Below are 26,314 nucleotides of genomic sequence, written 5' to 3' on the forward strand. Positions count from 1 at the left end.
TTACCCCGCGGCGGTGACGTCCGCGAGCAGGCCGCGGACGATGCGCTCGGCCCCCGGCTCTCCCCAGAGGATCGAGTAGTGGTTGGTGTCCGGCACGAGCGAGGCCGGCACCCGCTCCCGGTCCAGCCCGGCCAGTCCGATCCGCTGGTGGTCGTAGAGGCCCTGGGGCTCGTCGAGCAGGCCGCGCTCGGCCCAGAGCAGTTCGGCCGGGCAGGGCAGCCGGTGCACGGCGGTGGCCGCGTCCTGGTCCAGCAGGACCTGGGCACCGTCGGTCTGCACGGCCTCCAGCACGCAGGAGGAGCGCAGTTCGGGCTCGACGCCGACCAGGTCGCGCTGGGTGTAGGCGTCGATCTCCGCCGACCAGGCCGCCCCGAAGGCCGGGTGCCGCTGCCAGAACTCCCGGTACGCGTCCCGGTCCGGGAAGGTCATCGACAGCCGGGCCAGCGCGGGGCCGAGCACCGCGGCCAGCGCGTCCTCCTCACGGATGCCCTCCGGCAGCGGGAAGGTCAGCGCGCCGTCCACCAGCAGCACCCGGCGGACGAGTTCCGGGTGCCGGACGGCGGCCAGGGCGGTGACCCAGGCGCCCATCGAGTGGCCGACCACGGTGGTCGGGCCTGTGCCGAGGGCCGTGATCAGTGCGGCCACGTCGTCGGCGTGCCGGGCCAGCCCGTACGGCCCGGCGACCGCGCGGCTCCCGCCGCGCCCCCGCAGGTCGGGCGCGAGCAGGGTGACCCGCCCGGCGAGTTGGCGGGCGACCTCGTACCAGGCGAGGCCGTTGGCGGTGATGCCGTGCACCGCCACGACCGTCGGGACGTCCGGCTCGGCGGCGGGCCAGCGCAGGACCGCCAGCTCCCCTCCGGGCACGGCGACGGTCAACTCCTCGGGCTTCAGGGGCGACTGGCTCACGCGGGGGTACCTCCGGTGGGACGGGCGGTCCGGGCAGCGGCCGGGGTGCGGACCGCACGGGCGGATCGGGCGGCGCGGATGCGGGCAGGCAGTCTAGCCAGGCCACCGGGCAGCAGGTAGACCACCGCGACGAACAGGGTGCCCAGCAGGAACAGGGGTTGGGAGAGCGGCACCCGCAGGACCGCGGGCAGGTCCGCGATCGTCGTCGAGTTGGCGAGGTCGCCGAGCCGGTGGCCGGCCCAGGTGTAGAGGACACCGCCGAGCAGCGGACCCCAGCGAGTCCCCGAGCCGCCGAGCACCACCATCACCAGCAGGGCGAGCGTGGCGTCGGAGCCGGCGGCCTGCGGGGTGGCGCCGCCGGTCAGCAGCAGGTAGACCACCCCGCCCAACCCGGCGAGGCCGCCGGCGAGGACGAAGGCGACCAACTTGTAGCCGTAGGGCCGCAGTCCGAGCACCTCCACCCGGCGCTCGTTCTCCTTGATCCCCTCCCAGACCCGTCCGGCCGGCGAGTTGACGGCCCAGTGGACCACGGCGACCGTCAGCACCAGGTAGCCGACGGCGATCCAGTAGAGGTTGGCGGTGTTCTCGATCCCGAGCAGGCCGGAGGGCAGCAGGTCGGCCGGGGCGGAGCGGCCCTCCTCTCCGCCGGTGACGCCACCGGGGTTGCGCTGGACGAGGATCGAGCCGGCCTGGGCGAAGGCGAGGGTGACCATGGAGAAGCCGATGCCGGTGACGCGGAGGCTCACCGAGCCGAGCAGCAGGGCCAGCGCGACGGTACAGGCGACGCCGAAGACCGCCGCGGCGGCGAACGGCAGTCGTAGTTCCAGCATGCCGAGGTCGGTGGCGTAGAGGCCGGTCGCGAAGTAGAGAGCGTGGCCGAAGGAGAGCAGTCCGGTACGGCCGAGCAGGAGGTCGTAGCCGGAGGCGAGGGCCCCGTAGAGCAGGCACAGGGCGAGCAGTTGCAGGCTGCCGGGGCTGCCGAGCGGGCCGTCGAGCAGTCCCGGGACGGGAAGCGCACTATATGGGGCGACAAGGAGCGTGATCAGCAGGGCGATCGGCCACCAGCGTAGCGCTCTGTGCACCGGTGTCCAGCGATTAGTGACTGAATCACCTGTTCGAGGGATGGCGCCGAGGTCGGTCGTGTGTTCACAATGGGTCCCGGCAAGGCTGGTGTCAGTCCCCCTTGCCACAGTGACGGTGTTGGCGGAGCTGGTGTCAGTCCCCTCTGCCAGCATGGCGGTCATGGCAGGGCTGGTGTCAGTCCCCCCTGCCATGGTGGCGGCGCTGCGGTCGGCCGCGGGGCCACCGGTGCTCGTGATCGGAGTTTCGGCGCTCACGCGAGCCTCCCGGTGAGTCCACGGGGTCGGACGAGAAGCAGCACGGCGAGCAGGACGACGACCGAGAGGTCACCGAGCCCGGCGCCGGTGTAGTAGTTGGCGAACTGCTGGACGAGACCAACGCCCACGGAGGCGACGGCGGCCCCGGTGACGGAGCCCATGCCGCCCATCACCACGACGACGAAGGCGAAGATGAGCAGCCCGGTCCCCTGGCCGGGATTGACCGAACCGAAGTAGAGGCCACCGAGGGCACCGCCGAGCGCAGCGGCCGCCCCGCCGATGGCGAAGACGAGGGTGAACGCCTTCCGGACGTCGATGCCGAGCGCCGTGACCATCGCCCGGTCCTCGACGCCGGCCCGGACGATCAGCCCGTAGCGGGTACGGGCGAGGAACAACCGAAGAGCGAGCAGCAGCAGCGCGGCCGCGGCCACGAGCACGAAGCGGTTGACCGGGACGGTCGCACCGAGCACGTGCCAGGTGCCGGAGAGCACGGCCGGCTGGGGGAAGGGGCGGGCGTCCGCGCCCCAGACCCCCATCAGGAGGGCGGGCACGGCGAGCCCGACCCCGACGGTGGCGAGGATCTGATCGCGCGGCCGGCTGTAGAGCGGGCGGATCAGGAAGAGCTCCAGCAGGACGGCGGCGGCCGTTCCGACCAGGGTGCCGAACGGCACCGCGAGCCAGAAGGAGAGGCCGGCCTCGGCGCCTGCCCACCAGGTGGCATAGGCGCCGATGGAGAGCAGGGCGCCGTGCGCGAAGTTGAGCACGTCCATCAGACCGAAGATCAACGACAGGCCGGAGGCGACCAGGAAGTACAGCGCACCAAGACCGAGTCCGGTACAGGAGAGGAGGACGACGGTGTCCATCAGGGCTTCACCTCCGCGGTGACGACAGGGGTGGCCGGAGAAGCGGCGGGCCGGGGTCCGCCGGCGAGCGGGTGACGGGAGCCGACGCCGAGCAGGCGGCGGGCGGCCTCCTCGTCGGCCAACAGCTCGGCGGTGTCGCCCCGGTGGGCGGTACGGCCGTCGGCCAGGACGGCGCAGGTGCCGGCCAGCCGTCGGACGAGGGCGAGGTTCTGCTCGACCAGGAGAACGGGCACGGCCTCGGCCGCTCGCGCCAGCACCTCGGCCACCTCCGCGACGATCTTCGGCGCCAGACCCTTGGTGGGCTCGTCGGCGATGATCAACCGGTTGCGGTTGAGCAGCGTCCGGCCTATCGCCACCATCTGCTGCTGGCCGCCGGAGAGCGTCCCGGCCAACTGGCCGGCCCGCTGCTTGAGTTCGGGGAAGAGCTCGTGGACGAGCGGATAGTTCGGCTCGTCCGCCTCGCCCCCGCCCCGGACGGCGCGCTCGGCGAGGCGGAGGTTCTCGGCAACCGTCAGGCCGGCGAAGATTCCCCGGTCCTCGGGCGCGTAGCCGATGCCATGACGGACCACCAGGTGTGTGGGAAGGGAGGCGAGTTCGACACCGGAGAAGCGGACGCTTCCGGTGCGCGGCACCAGGCCCATCACGGCCTTGACGGTGGTGGTCTTGCCGGCGCCGTTGCGGCCGAGGAGTGCGGTGACCCCGGCGGGGGCCACGTCGAGGTCGACACCGTGCAGGATGTGCAGCCCGCCGATGACCACCCGCAGATCGCGTACGGAGAGGAGAGGGACGGCAGGAGGCGTAGGCACGGCCGCAGAGGCAGAGGCAGAGGTGGAGGTGGAGGTGGAGGTGGAGACGGGCGAGGGGAGCGGAGAGGAGGTCACAGCGCCTCGCCCAGGTAGGCCTGTTGCACGGTCGGGTCGGCCATCACGGCCTCGGGGGTGTCCAGCGCGAGCAGCGTGCCGTGGTGCATCACCGCGAGGCGGTCGGCCAGCCCGAGCAGGACGTCCATGTGGTGCTCGACCATCAGGACGGTCCGGCCCAGGTCGCGGTGCACGGACCGGATCAGCTCGGTAAGGGCCGGTACCTCCTCGGCGCTGACCCCGGCCATCGGCTCGTCCAGCAGGATCAGCCGCGGATCGGAGACGAGGAGGACGGCCAGTTCCAGTTTGCGCTTCTCGCCGTGCGAGAGCGCGCCCGCCAAGGTGTCCGCACGGTGGGTGAGTTCGGTGCGGTGGAGGGTCTCGGCCAGCTGCTCCTGGTACCGGTCGGCACGGCGCCAGAGCCGGTACGAGGCGCGCGGTCCCGCCGCCGCCTGGGCGGCCAGTCGGACGTGGTCGGCGACCGTCATCCCCGGCCAGAGGGAGGAGGTCTGGAAGGTGCGGCCGAGGCCGCGGCGCGCCCGGGCGTGCACGGCCTCGACGGTGACGTCCACACCGTCGAGGTGGAGGCTGCCGTGGCTCGCCGGATAGATGCCGGAGATCAGGTTGAAGAGGGAGGTCTTGCCGGCGCCGTTGGGGCCGATGAAGGCGATGAACTCGCCTTCGCCGACCGAGAAGGAGACGTCCTCGACGATCGGCACCCCGCGGACGGACCAGCCGAGTCCGTCCAGCCGCAGCACCGGGGCGGGCGAGACCGTGGCCGAGGCCGGGGAACCGGCCGGGGAAGGAGTGGGGGCGGTGGGAGCGGGCATCGGGATCAGCCCGCCATCGGGGTGACCGGGGGCGCCACCTCGTCCGCGGTCAGGGCCTTCTCCACCGAGGGCTTGGCGGCGGCCCCGGTGCCGGTCAGCCGGGCCTGGAACATCGGCTGGAGGAGGGCGTGGTCCTCGGCACGCACCGTGGTACGCCCCTTCACCCCGTCGAAGCTCCAGCCCTCCAGCGCCTTGACCAGGTCCGACGTGTCGTCGGCGGAGCCGTGGTTGGCCTCGACGGCGTGCACGATCAGCTGGGCGGCGGTGAAGCCGTCGGGCGTGAAGATGTCGGTCTTCCCGCCGGCGGCGGTGACGGCTTCGTCCATGGCCTTCTCCACCGGGGTGCCGGCGGCTCCGCCGAAGTAGTGGTTCAGGAAGGAGATCTTCTCGGCCGCCGGGCCGAACAGCGGGTAGGAGGCGGCCAGGTCCAGGCCGGTGACGACCTTGGTGTCGGCGAACACGTCCTGCTGGTTGAGCGCCGTCCACAGCGCCGAGGAGGTGTCGCCGGCCCAGGCGACGAACAGCAGGTCGGGCTTGGCGGTCTTGGCCTGGGTGGCGAACGGGGTGAGGTCGGTGGCGCTCGGCGGGGCGAGCACCTGGTCGACCGTCGCACCCTGGGCGCCGAGCACGGCCTTGACGGCAGCCACGTTGGCCTGCCCGAAGGCGTTGTCCTGAGCGAGCACGGTGACCTTCTTGCCCTTGGCGTCACCGATGAACGAGGCCGCGGTGCGGATGTCCTGGAAGGACTGGCGGCCGGAACGGAAGGTGTACTTGTTCAAGCCGGTGACCTTGTCGGCGGCGGCAGGGCCGCTGATGAAGAGCACCTTGTTCTGGGCGGCGATCGGGCCGACCTGGAGGGCGACGCCCGAAGCGGTGGAACCGGCCAGGACCTTGTAGCCCTTGCCGATCAGGTCCTTGGCAGCGGACACCGCCTTGGCCGGGTCGCCCGCGTCGTCTTGCTCCTCGAACTCGACCTTGTGTCCGTCGACCGCGCCGGTGCCCTTGGTCGCGTAGTTCAGCCCCGCCTTGAAGCCCTCCAGGTACTGCTTGCCGTAGGCGGCCAGTGGTCCGGTCTTGGAGTACACCAGGCCGACCTTGACCGGGCTCTTCGCGCCACCGCCGTCCGCCGAGACCGTCCCGGCGGTGCCGGCCTTGGCGCAGCCCGCGGCGAGCAGGACGCACGCCGCGACGGCGGCGAGCTTCCGGGCCGGGCCGCCGGTCAGGGTCTCGCCCGGGCGGGCGCCGGAGGCGGGCCGAGTGGGGGCTGTCGAGCTGCGCATGGTGACCGACTCCTGAGGGTGCGGCGGGGTGGATGCCGGAACCGTAGGTGTGCGGTGGGACTGGCGACATGTGCCCGGGCGACGCATCGGCCCACCGTGATATGGCTCCGGCCGACATACCACCCGGGCGGCGCCGTTCCCCGGACGTTCGGGTGTGGCCAACCGACACGGGCTCGTACCCGCCCATGGCGGGAGCCGCCATGGCTGCGGCGGCCCGCGGCCGGTGACGGTGGAGGGGCTCGGCAGCCGTCCGACGGCGGGCCGCCGGGCCTTCCCGCCGGGCCCGGCCCGGGCGTGCTCTCTCCCGTATCCCACTCCTCACGAGGTGATCCCTTGGACAAGGTCCTGGACTCCCCCGCCGACGCGGTCGGGGACATCCCCGACGGCGCGGTGCTGGCCGTCGGCGGCTTCGGCCTCTGCGGCATCCCGAGCACCCTGATCGGCGCCCTGGCGGACACCGGCACCACCGGCCTCCAGGTGGTCTCGAACAACTGCGGGGTGGACGACTGGGGGCTCGGCCTGCTGCTGCGGGCGGGCCGGATCGCCCGGATGACGTCCTCGTACGTCGGCGAGAACAAGGAGTTCGCCCGGCAGTACCTCTCCGGCGAGCTGGAGGTGGAACTCACCCCGCAGGGCACGCTGGCCGAGCGGCTGCGGGCCGGCGGCGCCGGCGTCCCCGCGTTCTACACCCCGGCCGGGGTCGGCACCCAGGTCGAGGAGGGCGGGCTGCCCTGGCGCTACGCGGCGGACGGCTCGGTGGCGCTGGCCTCACCGGCCAAGGAGGTCCGGGAGTTCGGCGGCCGCCGGTACCTACTGGAGGAAGCCATCACGGCGGACTTCGCGCTGGTCCGGGCCGAGGTGGCGGACCGGCACGGGAACTGCGTGTTCCACGCCGCCGCCCGCAATTTCAACCCGCTCTGCGCGACGGCGGGCCGGATCACCCTGGTCGAGGCGGACCGGATCGTCGAGGCGGGCGAGCTCGCCCCGGACGCCGTGCACCTGCCCGGCGTGTACGTGGACCGGGTGGTGGCCGCCGATCCCGCGGACCGCCGCATCGAGCGCCGGACCGTCCGCCCCGCACTCCAGGAGGCCTGAACCGATGCCCACCCCGACCAGCACCCCGGCCCCCGCGCCCACCTCGCAGACCGCCCACCGACCGCAGGCCGTCCACCACCCGCACCCCGTCCACCGCCCGCAGCCCGGTCTCGACCCGCGCAACGCCCTGGCCGCCCGGGCCGCCCGCGAACTGCGCGACGGCCAGTACGTGAACCTGGGCATCGGCCTGCCCACCCTGATCCCCAGTCATCTCCCGCCGGGCGTCGAGGTGGTGCTGCACTCGGAGAACGGCATCCTGGGCGTGGGCCCCTACCCGGTCGAGGGCACGGAGCACGCCGATCTGATCAACGCCGGGAAGGAGACGGTGACGGTCGCCCCCGGCGCCTCGTACTTCGACTCGGCCTTCTCCTTCGGCATGATCCGGGCCGGCCGGATCGACGTCTCGGTGCTCGGCGCCATGCAGGTCTCGGCGGCCGGCGACCTCGCCAACTGGATGATCCCCGGCAAGATGGTCAAGGGCATGGGCGGCGCGATGGACCTCGTGCACGGGGCCCGCCGACTGATCGTGGTCATGGAGCACACCGCCCGGGACGGCTCCCCGAAGATCGTCGAGGAGCTCTCACTTCCCGCCACCGGCCGCGGAGTTGTCAACCGGATCGTGACCGATCTGGCCGTGATCGACGTGACGCCGGACGGGCTGCGGGTGGTGGAGACGGCCCCGGGCACGGGATTCGCGGACGTCCAGGCCGCGACGGGCGCCGCCCTCCTTCCACCGCTCTGACCGGACCTGGTCGACCGGACCGGCCAGCACCAGCCGGACCGGACGCACCGGCCCCGCCCCGCGGCAGCGGCCGGACCTCCGTCGGGGAGGTCCGGCCGTTCGCTTTGCCTCCGAGGCGCCACTACCGCCGCCCCGCCCGCCGAATTCGCCGCATTAGCACCACCGCGGTGCGGATTGGCCGGGAACCGTGGGATCTTCACGCTTGCGCGGTGATCATTTCCCAGACAGGTTGCGATCACGGTTGCCCTCCGGGAGAGTTGGGGGCGCCGTGGATCCCGCGTGCCCGGAGGGGAAGCCGGGAGCGCACCGGGATCCGCATTCGAAGTCCCCGGCAGGCGCGCAATGAATTCCGCTCGCAAACGCCCACCGGCGCGAGCAGGCGCATGACGCGAATGACGGCCCGAAAACCGCTTGGAAACAACGGCGGTCCACCGGGCGGTGTTTCACGGGGGCGGCTTTCGAGGCAAGAGGCAAGGCGAAGCAAGGCTCCGGGGGGAGCGGACCAGCCCCGCCGAACGCGGCCGGCCAGGCGCGCCGCGGAACGGCGGATCGCATACCCCCGGTCTGAACACGCACCAACGGGCCCGCCGCCACGGCCGGGCCCCGGCCGGGGGGAGCAGACGATGACCATGCCGTTCGCGCGACAGAAGGACGCCGGGACGGCCCGCGGGCGAGGCGCCGGACGGCGGCTCGACGACGACCTGGCCGCCGTTCCCGTACCCGAAGCCCCGTACGACTACGGTCACTTCAGTCGGCTGGCCGGCCCGGCACACGACCCGGACGAGGAGGACGACCTCGGCGGCGGCGTCTACCGGCCCGAGCCCGCCCACCACGGAGCCCCGCCGACACCGTGGCACGCGCACCAGGCCGCACAGGAAACCATGCACCAGGCCACGCAGGAGGCCGCGCAAGAGGTCGACCCCACCGCCTCCTACCGCGTCCAGTACCGCAGCCTGCTGCGCCGCGAGCCGCACCGGATCCGCGCCGCCCTGCTGATGGTGGCGGCCCCACTGGTGGAGGTGGTGCTGCTGGTCTGGCTGCTGCTGCCGGAGCACTGGCCGGAGCGCCCCGGCGAGACGCACGCCCTGGTGCTGCTGGGCGACAAGGTGATGATCGGGATCATCGCCGTGGTCGAGGTGTTCCGGCTGGTCAACGTCGTGTCCAACACCCACGCCACGCTCGTCGCCCGCGATCCGATACCGGTGACGCCGGAGTCCGGCACCCGGGTCGCGTTCGTCACCGCCTGCGTGCCGGGCAAGGAACCGGCGGAGATGGTGCGGGCCACGCTGGTCGCGGCACGCGCCGTCCGGCACGACGGCCCGTACGACGTCTGGCTGTTGGACGAGGGAAACGATCCTGCGATGCGGGCGCTCTGCACCGAGCTGGGCGTCCGCCACTTCAGCCGCTTCGGCCGCCCGTACTGGAACCAGCCCAAGGGCCGGTTCCGCACCGGCACCAAGCACGGCAACTACAACGCCTGGTTGCAGGCGCACGGCGACGACTACGACTTCTGGGTCTCGGTGGACACCGACCACGTCCCGCTGCCGGACTTCTGCGAGCGGATGCTCGGCTACTTCCGCGACCCCGACGTGGCATTCGTGGTCGGACCCCAGGTGTACGGGAACTACCGCAGCTCGGGATCGGCCGTCACCAAATTCTCCGAGAGCCAGCAGTACCTCTTCCACGCACTCATCCAGCGCGCCGGAAACCGTTACGGCGCGCCCATGTTCGTCGGCACCAACAACGCCGTCAGAATCCGTGCGCTCCAGTCGATCGGCGGGTTGTACGACTCCATCACGGAGGATATGGCGACCGGCCTGGAGTTCCACCGGAGCCGGAACGCCGAGACCGGTGAACGCTGGAAATCCGTGTACACCCCGGACGTGCTCGCGGTCGGCGAGGGCCCGTCCTCCTGGACCGACTTCTTCTCCCAGCAGCTGCGCTGGAGCCGCGGCACCTACGAGACCCTGCTCACCCAGTACTGGCGGGTGCTCTGGCGGCTGTCGCCCGGGCGGCTGCTCAACTACTCGCTGATGGTGGGCTTCTACCCGATGGCGGCGCTCACCTGGCTGCTCGGCGGCCTGTCCAGCGTGCTCTACCTGGTGTTCGGTGCCTCGGGGGTCCACGTGTCCTCCGAGATCTGGATGATGCTGTACAGCGACGCCGCCGCGCTCCAACTGCTGCTCTACACCTGGAACCGCAAGCACAACGTCAGCCCGCACGAGCCGGCAGGCTCCTCCGGGGTCGCGGGCATGCTGATGTCCGCGCTCTGCGGCCCGGTCTACGCGGCCTCGCTGGTGCAGGCGCTGCTGCGGCGGCGCAGCCGCTTCGTGGTGACGCCGAAGGGCCGTTCGGCCAGCGCGGACCGGGTGAGCACCTTCCGCTTCCACCTGTTCTGGACGCTGGTGTTCGGCGGCGCGATAGCGGCCTCCTTCTTCACCGGCTACGACCACGTCGCGATGCGCACCTGGGCCTGGATCGCCCTGGTCCTGACCGTGCTGCCGATCCTGGTGCTGGCCGGCGACGCTATCCGCCGCCGACGCGCCCGGCCCACGGCCACGCTCACCGTCACCGGCGGTCCGGCGGCGACCCCGAGGGTCGTCCTGGAGAAGCGCCGCCCCCGACACACCCGCGATCCCCGGCGCGGCCCGACCGCACCGACCGCCCCGGCCGCGCCGCCGGGCGCCCCCGCAGTGCCCGACCGGGCGGAGCACACCACCACCCGCTGAAGCCGCCCGACCCGCCAGCACCCCCGAACCTCACGAGCTCCCGAACCTCACGAGGGGACCAACCACCGTGAAGATCCACAAGACCGGCCGGACCAAGCGCTTCGCCCTCGGCAGCACCGTCGCGCTGACCGTCGCCGGGATGAACGCGCCCGCCGTCCTCGGCTTCGCCGGCCAGCAGTACCACCAGTACGTGATCAACCGCCCCGATTACAAGGCGGAGTACGGCCACTGGCAGACCCTCACGCTCCCCGCCGAGTTCCGGGTCAACGCCGTCCACGCCACACTGCTGCGCACCGGCAAGGTCCTCATCGTGGCCGGCTCCGGCAACGACGAGAAGCGCTTCGACGCGGGCAGCTTCCGCAGCCTGCTCTGGGACCCGGCCGCGAACACCTACAAGCTGATACCCACCCCGGCCGACATGTTCTGCGGCGGCCACGCCTCGCTGCCGGACGGCCGCGTCCTGGTGGCCGGCGGCACCCAGCGGTACGAGAAGCTGGCGGGCGTGGTGAAGAGGGCGGCCGGCGTCATGCGGGTACGCAACGAGAGCCCCGAGCGCGCCAGGACGTTCCCCAAGGGCACCGTCTTCGTCGGCCCGAACGGGCGCGAGTACGCCTCCACCGTGCCGGTGACCGTCCCGGCCGCGGTGAAGACGGGCGCCGGCAAGCAGACCGTCGTCACCGCCGGCGAGCAGCACGTGTTCGTCGAGGCGGTCGGTGAGGGCGCCGGCTACGTCACCGACTCCCCCGCCCAGTACCGGATCAAGGGCCTGGCCGGGGTCGACGCCCACAACCTGTACGGGCAGAGCGCGAAGCTGACCCTGGACAAGCAGGAGTACCAGGGCATCCGCTCCGCGTTCGAGTTCAACCCGGACACCGAGCTGTACGAGCAGGTCACCGACATGGCGTACGCCCGCTGGTACCCGACGCTCACCGGGCTGGGAGACGGACGGGTGGTCACCGTCTCGGGCCTGGACGACACCGGGGAGATCCTCAACGGCAACGACAACGAGATCTACGACCCGAAGAACAAGACCTGGTCCAAGGGCCCGGACCGCTACTTCCCGACCTACCCGTCGATCTTCCTGACCGCCTCCGGCAAGCTCTTCTACTCGGGCTCGAACGCCGGCTACGGCCCGGCCGACAAGGGCCGGGACCCCGGGGTGTGGGACCTGTCGAACAACGGCTTCCAGCCCGTCCCCGGCCTGCGCGACCCCGCCCTCACCGAGACCTCGTCCTCGGTGCTGCTGCCGCCCGCGCAGGCGCAGAAGGTGATGGTGCTCGGCGGCGGGGGCGTCGGCGAGTCGCCGCTGTCCACCGCCCGCACCGACATCGTCGACCTCTCCGCCGCCGAGCCCGCCTTCACCCCGGGCCCGGACCTGCCGGCCGGCGGCACCCGCTACCTGAACAGCGTGATCCTCCCGGACGACACCGTGTTCACCACCGGCGGCTCCAGCGGCTACCGGGGCCGGGGCGCCAGCGACCTGCTCAAGGCGCAGGTGTACCACCCGGACGCCAACAGCTTCAGCACCGCCGCCGAGCCCGCCGTCGGCCGCAACTACCACTCCGAGGCGCTGCTGCTGCCGGACGGCCGGGTGGCCGTGCTCGGTTCCAACCCGCTGTTCGCGGACAAGGCCGAGACCACACCGGGCGGCTTCGAGCAGCGCATCGAGATCTACACCCCGCCGTACCTGTTCCACGGCGACCGCCCGCAGGTGGCCGCCGCGCCGGGGGCCGCGAAGCTCGGCACCACCGTGCGGATCGGCACCGCCCGGCCGGACGCGGTCGCCACCGCCAAGCTGATCCGGCCGAGTTCGGTCACCCACGTGACCGACGTCGAACAGCGGTCGGTGGCCCTGGACATCAGCGGTCGCACGGCCGACGGGGTCTCGCTCACGCTCCCCGCCAACCCCAACCTGCTGCCGCCCGGCTGGTACATGCTGTTCCTGACCGACGCCGCCGGCACCCCGTCGGTCGCGCGCTGGATCCAGGTGACCGGCTGAGCGAACCGGTGCGTCACGGCCTGGCGCGGAGCCGCACTGGTGCGGACCGGCACTGGTGCGGAGCGGCCCCCTCAGCGGGCGGCCTGCGCCAGGCCGAGCGCGTACGGCAGCCAGAACTCGCCCGCCCGGGGCTCGCCGCGCCCGCACTCGCCGTCCGACTCCCCCGGGTTCTTGATCCACAGGTAGGCGTCGACACCGTCCCGGCCGGTGTCGGCGGTCGGCCGCTCGCCGAGCGCACGGCCGGGCGGGTTGCACCAGGCGTCGCCGCCCAGCGGTCCGTTGCCGTTGCGGCTGGTGTCGATGACGAAGTGCTTCCCGCCCAGGGCGGCGGAGAGCTGGCCGCCGTAGGCCGTGTTGCGGCCGGTGTCGTAGAAGTTGGCGACGTTCACCGCGAAGCCGTCCGCCGCCGCGATCCCCGACTTGCGCAGCGCGGTGGAGAGTTCGGCCGGGTCCTGCGACCAGCCGGGATTGCCCGCGTCCAGGTAGACCCGCACCTGCGGACGCTTCTTCAGCTCCTGCACGGCGAAGGCCAGCAGGCCGTACCGCTCAGCGGCCAGGTCACCCTTGATCCCGCAGCTGTCCAGGGTGTGCGCGACGGCGTCCGGCTCCAGCACCACCCAGGCCTTGCGGTCGCCGAGGGCCTCCGCGACACCGCTGATCCAGGCCCGGTAGGAGGCCGCGTCGGCGGCGCCGCCGGCCGAGTACAGGCCGCAGTCGCGGTGCGGGATGTTGTAGGCGACGAAGACCGCCGTCCGGTCCGCCTCGGCGGCCCGGCGGCTGACCTGTTCGGCGATCTCCTTGGCGCCCTGCTCGCCCAGCCACTGCGAGGAGGGCTGGGCGGCGATCCGCAGCAGCGTGTCGGCCTCCGCCGGCCGGCCCTGGCCGCGCAGAGCGGTCACCTGCCGGGCGGCGTTGGTCTGGTCGGAGACGTAGAAGGCCTGGCCGGGGAGCTGGGCGAGGCTCGCGGGGCCGGTGCCCGGGTTCGCGGCGGAGGCGGTGGGCGCGGCTGTGGGCCCGCCGGCCGAGGCACCGCCGCCCGGGCCGCCGGGTGATCCCTTGGCCGATCCGGCGGTCGAACCGCTACAGCCCGCGGCCCCCGCCAACAGCACGACCAGGGCCACCCCCACGGCCCGTCGGATTGCCACTACCCGTCCCACCCGGCGCACGTACCGCCCCTCCCCCAGAGCCGGTCCGGCGACCGGTCGGCACCAGCTAAGCACACCGGCCACCGGCCGCCCGCGACGGGCGGTGAACGCCGGGTGGCCGTGAGCGGGCGGACGGGCGACCCCGCCCGCCCGGACCACCCCTCACCCAACCCCCGGACGCTCAGCCCCGGGTGCTCAGCCCTGCTTCAGGTTGGGCACCTGCCAGTCGATCGGCTCGCCGCCGAAGCCGTCCAGCGCCGTGTCGATCTGCGAGAACGGGCGGCTGCCGAAGAACAGCTTGGCCGACAGCGGCGACGGGTGCGCGCCCTGCACGACCACGTGCTTGGACGTGTCGATCAGCGGCAGCTTCTTCTTCGCGTAGTTGCCCCACAGCACGAAGACCACCGGCTCCTCGCGCTCGCTCACCGCCTTGATCACGGCGTCGGTGAACTTCTCCCAGCCCTTCGCCTTGTGCGAGTTGGCCTCGTGCGCACGCACCGTGAGCACCGCGTTGAGCAGCAGGACGCCCTGCTCGGCCCAGTGCATCAGGTAACCGTTGTCCGGGGCGGGGACGCCGAGGTCGGCGTCCAGCTCCTTGAAGATGTTGCGCAGCGAGGGCGGCGTCCTGGTGCCGGGCAGCACCGAGAAGCTCATGCCGTGGGCCTGGCCGTCGTCGTGGTACGGGTCCTGCCCGAGGACCAGCACCCGGACCTTCTCGTACGGCGTGGCCTCCAGCGCGGCGAACTCCTGGCCGCTCGGCGGGAACACCTGGTGCTGCGCACGCTCGGCCGCCACGAAGGCCGCCAGCTCGGCGAAGTACGGCTTCTCCGTCTCGGCGCCCAGCACCGGGCGCCAGGACTCGGGCAGCTCCAGCCCGCCGCCCTCGCCGGCCTCCACCACGCCCGCCTCGACCGTGTCCGTCACGACATCTACCTCCCACACCGCGGCTGTTGTGCCGCACGCCCTCTTTCACCCCGAACGCTACACAGCCCCACCGACAACTCACTCCGCCGAAGCCGCAGAAGCCGCCGGAGCCGCAGAAGGCAGCGGGGACCCAACAGGCAGCGCGGACCCGGCAGGCGGCACCGGCGCGGGGTCCGCACCGACCGCCCGCACCACCCGGACGTGCTCCACCACGTTGAGCGCCACCAGCAGCACCGCCAGTGCCACCAGCACCGCCAGCGCCGGCAGCCGCACCACCGCCGGCGCCAGCCCCAGCACCACCGCCGCCGCACCGACCCGGGTCGTCGCCACCTTGCGGAACATCATCCAGCGGGTGTACCCGAAGGTCAGCAGGTACAGCCCGCACCCGCCGTACAGCAGCGCCACCGACCCCGGGCCCAACGCCTGCCACGGGTCCGCGACGGTCTCCCCGAAGCCGACCGCCACCCCGATCACCCCGGCGGCCAGCGCCAGGTGCCCGTACTGGAAGATCCGCCGGACGACGTCCCGCCGGGAGTCGGCGACCTCCACGGCGTACCGCATGGCGTCCGCCGCGTACACGAAGTACTGCCACCACAGCCCCGCCGAGATGGTGAACGCGGTGGCCACGGCCGCGAGTTCGGCCACGTCGAGCCGGGCGCCGGCCGCCGTCCCGCCGATCCCGACGATCGACTCGCCGAGCGCCACCAGCAGGAACAGCGCGAACCGCTCCGGCATGTGCGAGGGGTGGTACGCCACCGCCGCCAGCCGCCGCCGGAACACCAGCGGCGCGGCCAGGTCGCAGAGCGCGGCCGCCGTCCACAGGGCCAGCCGCGGCCCGGCCGGCAGCAGCCCGCCCACGACCAGCAGCGGCCCGCTGACCAGCACGCCGACGCCGTACGGGCCGCGCCAGACGCCCGGCAGGCGGATCAGCAGGAGCAGCAGCACCAGCCGGGCCAGCCAGTACGCGGCGCCGAGCAGCACGCCCCGCCCGCCGTACGCGCCCGGGACGGCGAGCGCCATGAACAGGCCGGCCAGCCCGACCGCCAGGATGCCGAGGCGGTCCCGCAGGTTGTCCACGTCCCGGATGTTGGCCTGCACGGTGGTGCCCACCCAGCACCAGTACACCGGCACGAACACCACCAGCGCCCGGACCAGCCCGGTGGCGTCGTGGTGGTGGTGCAGCAGCCCGGAGACCTGGGTGATCGCGAAGACGAAGACCAGGTCGAAGTAGAGCTCGGCCCAGGTGACCCGCTTCTCGTCGGCCTCCCCGCCAACGCCCCCGGCATCCCGCCGCGCCTCCGGCGGCCCCGCATCCCCCGTCGCGCTCATTGCGCCGGCGCCTCCCCACAGGTACGAACCACAGGTACGAAACGGGCCCCGCTCCGGCGACCGGCCGGAACGGGGCCCACGACAGCACCGCAGAGGCTAGACCAGCTCGACCAGGTCCGCGATCGACTTGACCACCCGGGTCGGCCGGTACGGGAAGCGCTCGACGTCGGCGGCGGCGGTCAGGCCGGTGAGCACCAGGATGGTCTCCATGCCGGCCTCCATGCCCGCGACGATGTCGGTGTCCATCCGGTCGCCGATCATCACGGCGGTCTCGGAGTGGGCCCCGGCGGTGTTCAGCGCCTCGCGCATCATCAGCGGGTTGGGCTTGCCGACGAAGTACGGCTCGACGCCGGTCGCCTTGGTGATCAGGGCCGCGACCGAGCCGGTGGCCGGCAGCACGCCCTCGGGGGACGGGCCGGTCTCGTCGGGGTTGGTGCAGATGAACCGGGCGCCCTGGTTGATCAGGCGGATCGCCTTGGTGAGCGCCTCGAAGCTGTAGGTGCGGGTCTCGCCGAGGACGACGTAGTCCGGGTTGTTGTCGGTCAGCACGTAACCGGCCTGGTACAGCGCGGTGGTGAGCCCCGCCTCGCCGATCACGTAGGCGGTGCCGCCCGGGCGCTGGCCCTTGAGGAACTTGGCGGTGGCCAGGGCGGAGGTCCAGATGCACTCCTCCGGCACCTCCAGGCCCATCCCGGCCAGGCGGGCGCTGAGGTCGCGCGGGGTGTAGATGGAGTTGTTGGTGAGGACCAGGAACGGCTTGCCGGACTCCCGCAATCTGCGCAGGAACTCCTTCGCACCGGGAATCGGCGTGCCCTCGTGGATGAGGACGCCGTCCATGTCGGTCAGCCAGGACTCGATGGGCTTGCGGTCTGCCACGTAGGTGTCTCCTTGGTCTTGCAACGGTTCTGAACGATTTCGCACATCGCTCCGGACCGGACACCCTCGGCCGGCCGGGCGCCACTGGCTGCCCCAACACGGACCAGCCTAGAGCCTGCCTCCTCGGGCCGACCCCGGCCCCGGACGGGAACGGCCACGACGTGCCGGCAGCAACATCATCCGCGTGCGCCACTTCCTCCCGGGCACGGCCGCGGTGCGAACGGAGGCAGTCGGCCGGTGGACGGGTTCGTCCACGCAAACGCGCTACGCCGATGAGGGGACCACCGGGCAGTTCGTACCGGACCTTCCCGCACGCTCCTGACCAGCGAAGTCGCACAGGAAGTCGGACAGTTCCGGTCCGGCTGTTCAGCACGTCGGCGCGATGGTCGAAGGGACAGGCGGGCCGCTCGGTGTTCTTGTTCTGGTGGGAGCCGGTTCGGCTCCCGTCACCGTGGCATCCGTGTTCGGCTGTGCTGCCGGGCACGTGAGCCCATCCTTCCCAGGACAGGGACCCATGAAGATCCATCGCATAGCCGTCGCAGCTATTGCCATCGGCACCTTGCTGGCCGGAGGCACGGCTGCGGCCGGGGCCACCAACATCTCGACGAACACACCGAGTTCGGCGTCGACCGGCCAGGCCCACAGGGACGCCGTGGCCTGCGCGGCCGCCACCGTCTCCTCGTCGGTCGCCGCCGCCAACGCCTCCACCGCGGCAGCCGCGGCGCAGGCCGACGCCGCGTCGGCCGCCGCCGCCCTCAAGACCTTCATCGCGGCGACCCAAGCCGTGCCACCCAACGCCGCCGCCGAGGCCGCAGCCGCCACCAGCGCCGCCGCCGCCGAGGCCGCCGCGGTCACCTCCTCCACCGCTGCCGCCACCGCGGCCGCCACCGCCGCCACCGCCAGCACCGCCGCCGTGAAGGCCTGCGCCGTTCCGCCGGTCCCCACCACCTGAGACGGACGCGCGGCATCGCTCGGCCGCCGGGCCAGGCCGTGGCGCGAAGCCTCCACGGCCTGGCCCGGCCCGGTCTGCTCGCGCGGGCCGAGCCGGGCCCGTGCCCGTGCCCGCGCCCGCGCCCGCAGCTGCTGCTGCTGCTGCTGCTGGCACGGCACCACGAACACGGGGGTCTCCATCAACCCGAAGGGAGCGTCATGCGACGCATCCGCACCATTCCGGTCCTCGCCGGTTCCGTCGTCCTGACCGCCGTGCTGGCCGCACTGGCCGCACTGGCCCCCACCTCCGCACAGGCGGCCGTGGCCTGCAACGAGACGGCGCTGGTCGCGGCGATCAACGCCGCCAACAGCGCCGGCGGGGGCAACGTCGTCCTCGCGACCGACTGCGTCTACACCATCGCCTCGTCGCACAGCAGTGACACCGACGGCGCGAACGCGCTGCCGATCATCACCACCGCCATCACCCTGACCGGTGACAACGACACCATCACGCGCTCGACGACGGCCGGTACGGCCGGCTTCCGCATCGTCAAGGTGGCCGCGGGCGCCAGCCTCACCCTCAAGGGCAACGTCACCCTCAGCAACGGCTCCGCCGTCACCGACGGCGGCGGCATCCTCAACTACGGCGCGGTGACCCTCACGGCCAGCGCCCTGACCGGCAACACCGCCCAGGGCAGGGGCGGCGGCCTGGCCAACGAGGACATCGGCGCCCCCCAGAAGGGGGCGGTGGCGACCTTCACGAACAGCACCGTGGCCGGGAACAGCGCCACCGGCCAGGGCGGCGGGATCTACAACGGCCTGCGCGGCTCGCTCACCACCACCAGCAGTTTCATCGACGCGGGCAACAGCTCCGGGTCCCAGGGCGGCGGCATCGCCGCCATCGGCTCCACCTCCACCACGCTGACCAGCACCCAGATCAGCGCCAACCATGCCGTCATGACGGCCGGCGGCATCTACCGGCAGAACGGCACCATGACACTCACCACGACACCGGTCAGTGGAAACACCCCCGACAACTGCGTCGGCAGCTCCCCCTCGGTACCCGGCTGCGTCGGCTGACCCGTCAACTGCCCTGAGACGTCTCGCCCCCATGCCGTCCGACGAGCGAGGACGCGAACCGACGTCCGCCCCGCCTCCCGGCTCCGCCACTGCGAAACCGGGAGCAACCGGGCGCCTCGTGATTGAGTGGGCGCATGAGCGCCTCGACCCCCTCGTCCTCTCCGGACCGCCCGTTCCGCGTCGGCCTGATCGGCTACGGCCTGGCCGGCTCCGCCTTCCACGCCCCGCTCATCGCCACCACGCCGGGGCTGCGGTTGGACGCCGTGGTCACCGCCAACCCCGAGCGCCGCGAGCAGCTGCGCCGCGAACACCCCGGTGCCCGCGCCGTCGACACCCCCGAGCAGCTGCTCGCCGACCCGGACGCGCTCGACCTCGTCGTCGTCGCCTCTCCCAACCGCACCCACGCGCCGCTCGCCCGCGCCGCCCTGCGCGCCGGGCTGGCCACCGTCGTCGACAAGCCGCTGGCCGGCACCGCCGCCGAGGCGCTGGAGCTGTGCCAGCTCGCCGAGGCCGGGGGCACCCTGCTCTCCGTGTTCCAGAACCGGCGCTGGGACGGCGACTTCCTGACCGCCGCCCGGCTGGTCCGGGGCGGCGCGCTCGGCCGGGTGCACCGCTTCGAGTCCCGCTTCGAGCGGTTCCGCCCGAAGCCCAAGCCCGGCTGGCGCGAGCTCGCCGACCCGGCCGAGGTCGGCGGCACGCTGTACGACCTGGGCAGCCACCTGGTGGACCAGGCGCTGACCCTGTTCGGCCCGGTGGAGACGGTGTACGCGGAGGTCGACGTGCGCCGGGACGGCGCGGTCGTCGACGACGACGCCTTCCTCGCCCTCACCCACGCCTCCGGCACCCGCTCGCACCTGTGGACCAGCGCCATCACCCCGCTGATCGGCCCCCGGCTGCGGGTGCTCGGCGACGCCGCCGGGTACGTCAAGCCCGGCATGGACCCGCAGGAGGCGGAGCTGCGGGCCGGGCACCGACCGGACGGCGCCCGCCCGTGGGGTGCCGACCAGCCCTCGCAGTACGGCACCCTCGGCACCGACGAGTCCTCGATCGCCCTGCCCACCGAGCCGGGCGACTACCCCGCCTTCTACGCGGGCATCGCCGCCGCCCTGGCCTCCCCGGGCACCCCGCCCCCGGTCGACCCGCGCGACGCGGTGGCAACCCTGGCCGTCCTGGAGGCCGCCCGGGCCTCCGCCGCCACGGGCACCGCGGTCCGCCTGGGCTGAGCAGCTGCCGGGCCTGCCACCCCCCTCCATCCCCCAATTCCACTTCTAAGCTGCTTAGATGACCAGCCAGCGGGGCGGGGGCGGCAGGCCAGCGGCACGAAGAGCGAGAGCACCGCTCCACCGGCGAGCGGCGGCCGTCACACCCCGATGATCTCCACCGCCGAGCCCAGGCCCCGGAAGTCCGCGACGTTGCGGGTGTACAGCGGCAGTCCGTGGGCCGAGGCCACGGCCGCGATCATCAGGTCGATCCGGCGCGGGCGCGGCTGCCGCCCGGCGGCGATGGTGAGGGTCACCAGCGTGCCGTAGCGGGCGGCCGCCGCCGCGTCGAACGGCAGCGGGTCGAAGTCGGCCATCGCCGCGCCCAGCACCTCCAGCCGGGCCGCCCGGCTGACCGCGTCGCGGGCCATCGACACGCCCTGTTGCAGCTCCGCGAAGGTGATCGCGGTCAGCTCCGGCACGGCCGGCAGGTTCGCCGGGGAGAGCAGGGCCAGATCGATGTAGACACAGGTGTCGAGCACCCCGGCCGGCCGCCGCCGGGCTGCCCGCCTGCGCTCAGCCACGCCGCCGCTCGAACGGGTCGTCGCCGTCGTCGCCCACCAGCTCCTCCGGCCCGAAGTACTCCTCGGCCTCCTTGCGCATCTGCTGGTAGTCCACCCGCGGCAGCTTCACGTGCCGCGCCACCAGCTCCTCCGCCGTGAGCCGCCGCCGTCCGGACACCGGTCGCAGCTCCGCGACCTCGACCCCGTTCCTGGTGATGTGGAAGGTCTCCCCGGCCTCCACCGCGTCCATCACCGCGGCGGAGTTGTTCCGGAACTCCCGCTGGGTAATCGTCTTCATCCCTCCACGGTAGCCCCGTGTAGCACCTGCGGCTACGCCCCTGCACTGCCTCGCGAAGCACCTCGGCGCGGCGGGTACGCTACGGGGAATTCCGCGCCCGGGCGGGAACTCGGCGGGCTCGGCGATCGTCCTGAACGTCTGAAGTCCGGCCCCGAGTCCGTGGGGCCAGAAGCCCGTGGGCCCAAAGCCCGTGGGACCGAAGCCCGAGGGCCGCGAAGTCCGTGCAGCCCCGAGTCCGTCACGCCGAAGGAGGAGCAGCGCATGACCGTCGTCGCGATGCTGCTCGGGCTGCTCCGGGTGCTGACCGGGGAGCTGGTGACCGAGGGCGGGACGGTCGCGTCGGTGGCGGCGGTCGCCGCCGTGGCGCTGCTGGCCGGTGCGGTCGCGGGCACGCTGGCGGGGGCGCGGCTGCTGGGCGCGCGGGCGCCCACGGCGGTGCGCAGCGGGGTGTTGCGGCGGCGCGCGTTCCGTACGGCCTTCCTGCCGCAGCGCGATCCCGATGCCCGGGGCAGGCGACGCCCGAGGGCACCGGGTGCGGCCCCGGCGGCCGCGTAGCTTCGTCGTCTTCCGCCGTTCCACGCGGCCGTCCTCCGTCGACCACTCGTTTTCCGAGACCCCCGGAGGGCTCGCTCCACCATGTCCGTTCTCGCTGTTCTCGACCCGGCCGTCGCCGTCGCCCATGCCGCCGTCGCCGCGCTGGCCCAGGTACTGCCGACCGCGCTGGCGATCGTCCTGTTCACCGTCGCCGTCCGGCTGGCGTTGCATCCCTTCGCGCGCGCGGCGGCGCGGGGGGAGAAGTCGCGGGCGCGGCTGGCGCCGAAGGTCGCCGAGGTGAACCGGCGGTTCAAGGACCGCCCGGAGAAGCTGCGGGAGGCGCTCGCCGAGCTGTACCGGGAGGAGCGGGCCTCGCCGTTCGCGGGGTGCCTGCCGATGCTGGTGCAGATTCCGTTCTTCTCGGTGATGTACCGCCTGTTCACCACCCCGAACGGCCTGCTGGACCACACCCTGTTCGGCGTGCCGCTCGGCCTGCACGTCGGGAGCGCGCACGGTGCCGGGCAGTTGGCGGTGTTCGGCCTGCTGTACGCCGGGCTGGCGGCGGTCGGGTACGTCAACTTCCGCCGGGCCAGGCGGGCGGCGGCCGCGCAGCCGACCCCTCAGCCGGGGGCGGGGCTGCTGCCTTACCTGTCCTTCGGGTCGGTGCTGTTCGCGATGCTGGTGCCGGTGGCCGCCGCGCTCCACCTGGTGACGACGAGCACGTGGACGGCCGCGGAGCGGGCCTGGTTGCACCGGGGCGGCGCACCGGCGCCGGCGACGGCGCTCGCGCTGTGAGCGCCGCCGCCGATCCCGCTGACCCCGGCGACCCCGGCGATCCTGCCGACCCCGGCGACCCTGCCGACCCCGCCGGTCCGTGTCAGAAGTGCCGCAGCAGCTCGGAGAAGGCCGCCAGTCGCAGGGTCGCCTCGTCGGGGCCGAGGTCCTGGTGTTCCAGGACCCAGGTGTGCTCGTGCGGGATGAAGACCGTGCGCAGGCCGGCCTGGCGGGCCGGGGCGATGTCGGACTTGGGCGAGTTGCCGATCATCCAGGTCCGGTCGGGGTCGAGGCCGAGCTCGGCGCTGAGCCGCCGGTAGGTGTCCGCCGACTTCTCGGCCACGATGTGGACGCCGCGGAAGTGGTGGTCGATCGTGGAGGCCGTCACCTTGCGCTGCTGCTCGTCGAGGTCGCCCTTGGTGAGCAGCAGCAGGTGGTGGCGTCCGGCGAGGTCGGCGAGGGTGTCGGCGACGCCGGGGATCAGCTCGATCTCGCGGCTGCTGAGCGGAGTGAGGAGGCCGTCGATCCGGGCTTCTTCGGCCGGGGTGGGGGTGCGGTCGCCGTTCAGCCGCCGCAGGCAGTCGGTGAGGCTCTGCCGGAACACGGCGGCACCGTAGCCGAGGGCGGCGGAGTTGGCGGCTTCGATCTCGTCGAGGACGGCCCTGGCGGGCTCGCGGTCGGCCGGGGTGGCGGCCCAGTCCAGGAAGCCGTCGATGACGCGCTCGAAGAGGACGTTGTTCTCCCAGAGCGTGTCGTCGGCGTCGAAGATGAGGGTCTGGTCGGTGTGCATCCGGGTGTGCTCCAGCGGGGTTCGAAAGGTCAGGCGGGGGCGTCGAGCAGGCGGCCGGCCCGGTCGAGCGTTTCGCGGAGGTTCTCCTCGGTGGTCCGCTGCCGGGCCTCGGCGATGGTGAGCCACTCCAGCGGGGCGGCGGGGTTCTCCGGCCGCGCCCGCTCCGGGGTGGCGGTGGCCAGCAGGAAGCGCAGGTCGGCGTGTTCGTGGGCCGGTTCGACGGGCGAGGCCGGGACGGGCACGACGGCGAGGTGGACGAGGGCGGCGTCGGGCCACGGGGTGAGGTCGGCGAGTCCGGTCTCCTCCAGGCCTTCGCGCAGCGCGATGTCCAGCGGCAGGGTCTCCCCCGGGTCGCCGTGGCCGCCGACCTGGAGCCAGGCCTGCTGGCGCACGTGCCAGCGCAGGAGGACGCGCCGGGTCGGCGGGTGGACGATCAACGCGGAGGCGGTGAAGTGCAGCGGCGTCCCGCGGTCCCAGGCGTCGGCGGCCCCGGTGAGGTGGCGGACGCGCTCGTGGTCGGCGGTCTCCGTCGGGCCCTGCAGCCGGTGCTCGGCCAGCAGTTCGGCCAGGCCCGGGCTGTGCGCCGCGCCGCCTGTGGTCGCCATGATCAGCACTCCTCGTTGCGCTCCGGACCACGTCAACCGGCTTGCGAGGGCGGGTGATCGGGGCCGGGGCTTCCGGTTCCGACGAACCCGCGAAGCCTAGCCCGGGGCCTTCCGGCGGCCCAGCGGTTTTCCTCCCGGGGCCGCCCGGCAGGCGGCTCCCCCGCCTCCGGACGGCGACGAGGGACCGGTCGGGGCGGGGTCCGGGAGGCCGTAGCCTGTGGTGATCGTTTCGGGACAGGTGGAGGGATGTCGTCATGGTGGCTGCTCCGGCGCTCGCGGACTTGCGCGAGGTGTGCCAGCCGCAGGCCAAGCTGCAGAGCCGCAACGGTGAGCACTGGGCGGGACGGCTGTACATGCGCCGCATCTCGCTGCGCACGACCCGGCAGTTGGTACGCACCTCGGTGTCGCCGAACACCCTCACCTGGGTGATGGTGGTCTGCGGGGTCGGCGGCGGGGCGGCCCTGCTGATCCCCGGCCTGACCGGCGCCGTGCTGGCGGCGGTGCTGTTCCAGCTGTTCCTGCTCTTCGACTGCGTCGACGGCGAAGTGGCGCGCTGGAAGCGCCAGTTCAGCATGGCCGGGGTCTACGTGGACCGGCTCGGCGCCTATCTGGCGGACGCGGCGCTGATGATCGGCGCGGGCGCGCGGGCGGCCCGGGGCGGGTCGGAGCTGTGGGTGTCGGTGGGCCTGGCGGCCGCGCTGGGCGTGGTGCTGCTCAAGGCCTCGACGGACCTGGTGGACGTGGCCCGGGCCCGCAGCGGGCAGGCCCCGGCGGACGAGGAGTCCACCCAGCCGCGCTCGCAGGGCATCGCTACCGCGCGCCGGCTCGCCTCGGTGTTCAAGATCCACCGGGTGACGAACGGCATCGAGGCCTCCCTGGTGCTGCTGGCGGCGGCCGTGGCGGACGCGGCGCTCGGCAACCTGGACGCGACGCGGGCGGCGGTCGCGGGGATCGCGGTGATCACCTGGGGCATGGTGGTGGCGCACCTGGCGTCGATCCTGTCCTCCTCGCGCCTGCGCTGACGGGCTGCGCCACCGCGCGCGGGCGGCTGCCTACGCGCGGGCTTCGGCCCGCGCGTGGGGCTCGGCCTGCACGTCAGCTTCGGCCTGTGCGTCGGCTTCGGCCCGTGTGTGGGCGGCGAGGATGGTGTCGAGGAGGCCGGGGAAGCGCTGCTCCAGGTCGACGGCGCGCAGGGCGGAGAACTTGCGGTTGGCCTCCTCGCGCTGGCGGATCAGGCCGGACTCGCGCAGCACCTTGAAGTGGTGGCTGAGGGTGGAGGGGGCGACGTCCACCGGGAAGGTGCCGCAGGCCCGCTCGGGTTCGGCGCGCAGGATGCGCACGATGGTCATCCGAGTGGGGTCGGAGAGCGCGTGCAGGACGTCGAGCAGGTCGATCTCCCCGGTCGCGGGGTGGGCGAGCGCCGGTCGGCGCCGGGTACTGCGGGGCATGATCCGACCTCCCTGATCTGCGGTTGATTCAAGCGCTTGATCTGCGCTTGATCTGCGATGTTCGACAATCATCGAAACTACGTGGTACCACTACCCCACGTCAATTTCGCCGTTCGTCGAAAATCGTAGTCGAGGGGGACCGACATGCGCGCATTGGTGATGACCGCACCCGGTGGGGCCGAGCACACGGAGATCCGGGAGGTCGAGGCCCCGAACCCCGGCCCCGGCCAGGTGGCGGTCGACGTCGCCTACGCCGGGCTGAACTTCGTCGACGTGATGGGCCGCCGGGGCGACGCCGGCTACGTCACCGCCTGGCCGTACCGGCCGGGCAAGGAGGTGGCCGGCACCGTCCGGGCGGTCGGCGAGGGCGTCACCGGACTGGCGGTGGGCGACCGGGTGGCGGCCGCGCCCGTCGGCGGCGGCCTGGCCGAGGTGGTGCTCGCCGAGGCCGCGCTCACCGTGCCCGTCCCGGACGGGCTGGCGCTGCGCGAGGCCGCCGCCGCCCCGCTGGGCCTGGCCACCGCCGTGCTGCTGCTCACCGACGCCGGCCGGCTCACCGCCGGGGACACCGTCCTGGTGCACTCGGCCGGCGGCGGGATCGGCCACGCCGTCGCCCAACTGGTCCCGCTGATCGGGGGCGGCGGTCGGCTGATCGGCACGGTGGGCCGCCCGGAGAAGGCGGCGTCCGCCGTCGCCTCCGGCTACCACCACGCCTTCGCCCGCGACGAGGCACTGCCCGAGGCCGTCCGGGCCGCGACCGGGGGCCGGGGCGTCGACCTCGTGCTGGACCCGCTGGGCACCGAGGCCCTGGAGCTCGACCTCGAACTCACCGCACCCGGCGGCCGGATCGTCCTCTTCGGCAACGCGGGCGGCGGCGCCGTCGCCGACCTGCCGCCGCTCGGCCGCCTGATGGCCGGGAACCTCACCATCACCGGCTTCAGCCACCGCGCCCTGGCCGCCACCGCCCCCGAACGGCTCGCCCGCGCCATCCGCACGGTCCTCGACCTGCTCGCCGCCGGTGACCTCACGCTGCCGGTCACCGAAGTCCCCGGCCTGGCCTCCGTCCCCGCCGCCCACGACGCCATGGCGGAGGGGCGGGCCACCGGCAAGTACGTGGTGCGCGTGGCTGGTTGAGGCCTGCTCGGGGCGGCGCCCCTTGCGCAGGAAGTCGGGTGGGC

The 26,314-nt window shown here is 73.2% G+C and carries 26 protein-coding genes; 11 read left to right on the top strand and 15 right to left on the bottom strand.

Annotation, left to right across the window (positions count from 1 at the left end):
- The 6 genes from AB0O82_RS14885 to AB0O82_RS14910 all read right to left on the bottom strand — a co-directional run bounded on the left by AB0O82_RS14885 (position 1) and on the right by AB0O82_RS14910 (position 6,076).
- On the bottom strand, positions 1-906 hold the full coding sequence (locus tag AB0O82_RS14885) for an alpha/beta hydrolase (protein WP_363583658.1): 906 nt from the start codon (positions 904-906) through the stop codon (positions 1-3).
- Positions 903-1,988, bottom strand: coding sequence for a branched-chain amino acid ABC transporter permease (locus tag AB0O82_RS14890; RefSeq protein WP_363583660.1), 1,086 nt, complete (start codon positions 1,986-1,988; stop codon positions 903-905). Before AB0O82_RS14890 ends, AB0O82_RS14885 begins: the two co-directional genes overlap by 4 nt.
- Positions 1,989-2,239: 251 nt before the next feature.
- Positions 2,240-3,106, bottom strand: coding sequence for a branched-chain amino acid ABC transporter permease (locus tag AB0O82_RS14895; RefSeq protein ID WP_363583662.1), 867 nt, complete (start codon positions 3,104-3,106; stop codon positions 2,240-2,242).
- Positions 3,106-3,912 (bottom strand): ABC transporter ATP-binding protein, encoded by an 807-nt coding sequence (locus AB0O82_RS14900; protein WP_363583664.1) that lies wholly within the window; start codon positions 3,910-3,912, stop codon positions 3,106-3,108. The genes AB0O82_RS14895 and AB0O82_RS14900 overlap by 1 nt, the downstream gene beginning before the upstream one ends.
- Before the next feature lie 71 nt (positions 3,913-3,983).
- Positions 3,984-4,796 carry an ABC transporter ATP-binding protein gene (locus AB0O82_RS14905; RefSeq protein WP_363583666.1) on the bottom strand — a complete coding sequence of 271 codons (813 nt, stop codon included), beginning with the start codon at positions 4,794-4,796 and terminating at the stop codon, positions 3,984-3,986.
- 5 nt (positions 4,797-4,801) lie between these two features.
- Positions 4,802-6,076 (bottom strand): substrate-binding domain-containing protein, encoded by a 1,275-nt coding sequence (locus AB0O82_RS14910; RefSeq protein WP_363583668.1) that lies wholly within the window; start codon positions 6,074-6,076, stop codon positions 4,802-4,804.
- Positions 6,077-6,409: 333 nt separating this feature from the next.
- Here AB0O82_RS14910 and AB0O82_RS14915 point away from each other — a divergent pair, with 333 nt between their 5' ends.
- The 4 genes from AB0O82_RS14915 to AB0O82_RS14930 all read left to right on the top strand — a co-directional run bounded on the left by AB0O82_RS14915 (position 6,410) and on the right by AB0O82_RS14930 (position 12,641).
- Positions 6,410-7,171, top strand: a complete 762-nt coding sequence (locus tag AB0O82_RS14915) for a CoA transferase subunit A (protein ID WP_363583670.1) — start codon at positions 6,410-6,412, stop codon at positions 7,169-7,171.
- A 4-nt stretch (positions 7,172-7,175) separates the two neighbouring features.
- Positions 7,176-7,913 (top strand): 3-oxoacid CoA-transferase subunit B, encoded by a 738-nt coding sequence (locus AB0O82_RS14920; RefSeq protein ID WP_363583672.1) that lies wholly within the window; start codon positions 7,176-7,178, stop codon positions 7,911-7,913.
- Between the two features lie 881 nt (positions 7,914-8,794).
- Positions 8,795-10,642, top strand: coding sequence for a cellulose synthase catalytic subunit (locus tag AB0O82_RS14925; RefSeq protein WP_363583763.1), 1,848 nt, complete (start codon positions 8,795-8,797; stop codon positions 10,640-10,642).
- Between the two features lie 139 nt (positions 10,643-10,781).
- Complete coding sequence (locus AB0O82_RS14930; RefSeq protein WP_363583765.1) at positions 10,782-12,641, top strand: galactose oxidase-like domain-containing protein; 1,860 nt, start codon at positions 10,782-10,784, stop codon at positions 12,639-12,641.
- Between the two features lie 71 nt (positions 12,642-12,712).
- On the opposite strand, the gene AB0O82_RS14935 is transcribed toward AB0O82_RS14930, so the two are convergent.
- From AB0O82_RS14935 to AB0O82_RS14950, 4 genes are all read right to left on the bottom strand, one after another.
- Positions 12,713-13,786 (bottom strand): glycoside hydrolase family 6 protein, encoded by a 1,074-nt coding sequence (locus AB0O82_RS14935; RefSeq protein WP_363583674.1) that lies wholly within the window; start codon positions 13,784-13,786, stop codon positions 12,713-12,715.
- A 195-nt stretch (positions 13,787-13,981) separates the two neighbouring features.
- Positions 13,982-14,710, bottom strand: a complete 729-nt coding sequence (locus AB0O82_RS14940) for a uracil-DNA glycosylase (RefSeq protein ID WP_363583676.1) — start codon at positions 14,708-14,710, stop codon at positions 13,982-13,984.
- A gap of 78 nt (positions 14,711-14,788) precedes the next feature.
- Positions 14,789-16,039, bottom strand: coding sequence for a low temperature requirement protein A (locus tag AB0O82_RS14945; protein ID WP_363583678.1), 1,251 nt, complete (start codon positions 16,037-16,039; stop codon positions 14,789-14,791).
- A 96-nt stretch (positions 16,040-16,135) separates the two neighbouring features.
- Positions 16,136-16,915 carry an HAD-IIA family hydrolase gene (locus AB0O82_RS14950; RefSeq protein WP_063349252.1) on the bottom strand — a complete coding sequence of 260 codons (780 nt, stop codon included), beginning with the start codon at positions 16,913-16,915 and terminating at the stop codon, positions 16,136-16,138.
- Positions 16,916-17,429: 514 nt separating this feature from the next.
- On the opposite strand from AB0O82_RS14950, the gene AB0O82_RS14955 reads away from it, so the two are divergent.
- From AB0O82_RS14955 to AB0O82_RS14965, 3 genes are all read left to right on the top strand, one after another.
- On the top strand, positions 17,430-17,867 hold the full coding sequence (locus AB0O82_RS14955) for a hypothetical protein (protein ID WP_363583680.1): 438 nt from the start codon (positions 17,430-17,432) through the stop codon (positions 17,865-17,867).
- 197 nt (positions 17,868-18,064) lie between these two features.
- Positions 18,065-18,925, top strand: coding sequence for a right-handed parallel beta-helix repeat-containing protein (locus AB0O82_RS14960; protein ID WP_363583682.1), 861 nt, complete (start codon positions 18,065-18,067; stop codon positions 18,923-18,925).
- 134 nt (positions 18,926-19,059) lie between these two features.
- Positions 19,060-20,148 (top strand): Gfo/Idh/MocA family oxidoreductase, encoded by a 1,089-nt coding sequence (locus AB0O82_RS14965; RefSeq protein WP_363583684.1) that lies wholly within the window; start codon positions 19,060-19,062, stop codon positions 20,146-20,148.
- A 137-nt stretch (positions 20,149-20,285) separates the two neighbouring features.
- On the opposite strand, the gene AB0O82_RS14970 is transcribed toward AB0O82_RS14965, so the two are convergent.
- Together AB0O82_RS14970 and AB0O82_RS14975 are read right to left on the bottom strand one after the other, a co-directional pair.
- Positions 20,286-20,708, bottom strand: a complete 423-nt coding sequence (locus AB0O82_RS14970) for a type II toxin-antitoxin system VapC family toxin (RefSeq protein ID WP_350882649.1) — start codon at positions 20,706-20,708, stop codon at positions 20,286-20,288.
- Positions 20,701-20,985, bottom strand: coding sequence for a type II toxin-antitoxin system Phd/YefM family antitoxin (locus tag AB0O82_RS14975; protein WP_363583686.1), 285 nt, complete (start codon positions 20,983-20,985; stop codon positions 20,701-20,703). The genes AB0O82_RS14970 and AB0O82_RS14975 overlap by 8 nt, the downstream gene beginning before the upstream one ends.
- Before the next feature lie 261 nt (positions 20,986-21,246).
- Between AB0O82_RS14975 and AB0O82_RS14980 the strand changes: the two genes are divergently transcribed.
- On the top strand, positions 21,247-21,540 hold the full coding sequence (locus AB0O82_RS14980) for a DUF6412 domain-containing protein (RefSeq protein WP_063349248.1): 294 nt from the start codon (positions 21,247-21,249) through the stop codon (positions 21,538-21,540).
- Positions 21,541-21,621: 81 nt separating this feature from the next.
- Positions 21,622-22,314: a YidC/Oxa1 family membrane protein insertase gene (locus AB0O82_RS14985; protein ID WP_363583688.1), complete on the top strand. Its 693-nt coding sequence runs from the start codon at positions 21,622-21,624 to the stop codon at positions 22,312-22,314.
- Positions 22,315-22,396: 82 nt separating this feature from the next.
- Here AB0O82_RS14985 and AB0O82_RS14990 read toward each other — a convergent pair whose 3' ends face one another.
- Together AB0O82_RS14990 and AB0O82_RS14995 are read right to left on the bottom strand one after the other, a co-directional pair.
- Positions 22,397-23,083 carry an HAD family hydrolase gene (locus tag AB0O82_RS14990; protein WP_363583690.1) on the bottom strand — a complete coding sequence of 229 codons (687 nt, stop codon included), beginning with the start codon at positions 23,081-23,083 and terminating at the stop codon, positions 22,397-22,399.
- Between the two features lie 29 nt (positions 23,084-23,112).
- Entirely contained in the window at positions 23,113-23,688 is a 576-nt protein-coding gene (locus AB0O82_RS14995) for an NUDIX domain-containing protein (RefSeq protein ID WP_363583692.1), read from the bottom strand.
- A gap of 254 nt (positions 23,689-23,942) precedes the next feature.
- Here AB0O82_RS14995 and AB0O82_RS15000 point away from each other — a divergent pair, with 254 nt between their 5' ends.
- Complete coding sequence (locus AB0O82_RS15000) at positions 23,943-24,710, top strand: CDP-alcohol phosphatidyltransferase family protein (protein ID WP_363583694.1); 768 nt, start codon at positions 23,943-23,945, stop codon at positions 24,708-24,710.
- Between the two features lie 30 nt (positions 24,711-24,740).
- On the opposite strand, the gene AB0O82_RS15005 is transcribed toward AB0O82_RS15000, so the two are convergent.
- Positions 24,741-25,136, bottom strand: a complete 396-nt coding sequence (locus AB0O82_RS15005) for a helix-turn-helix domain-containing protein (protein WP_363583696.1) — start codon at positions 25,134-25,136, stop codon at positions 24,741-24,743.
- A gap of 144 nt (positions 25,137-25,280) precedes the next feature.
- Between AB0O82_RS15005 and AB0O82_RS15010 the strand changes: the two genes are divergently transcribed.
- Positions 25,281-26,270, top strand: a complete 990-nt coding sequence (locus AB0O82_RS15010) for a zinc-binding dehydrogenase (RefSeq protein ID WP_363583698.1) — start codon at positions 25,281-25,283, stop codon at positions 26,268-26,270.
- Positions 26,271-26,314: the final 44 nt, after the last annotated feature.

It is taken from the genome of Kitasatospora sp. NPDC088264 (genome assembly GCF_040685715.1).
Lineage (GTDB): Bacteria > Actinomycetota > Actinomycetes > Streptomycetales > Streptomycetaceae > Kitasatospora.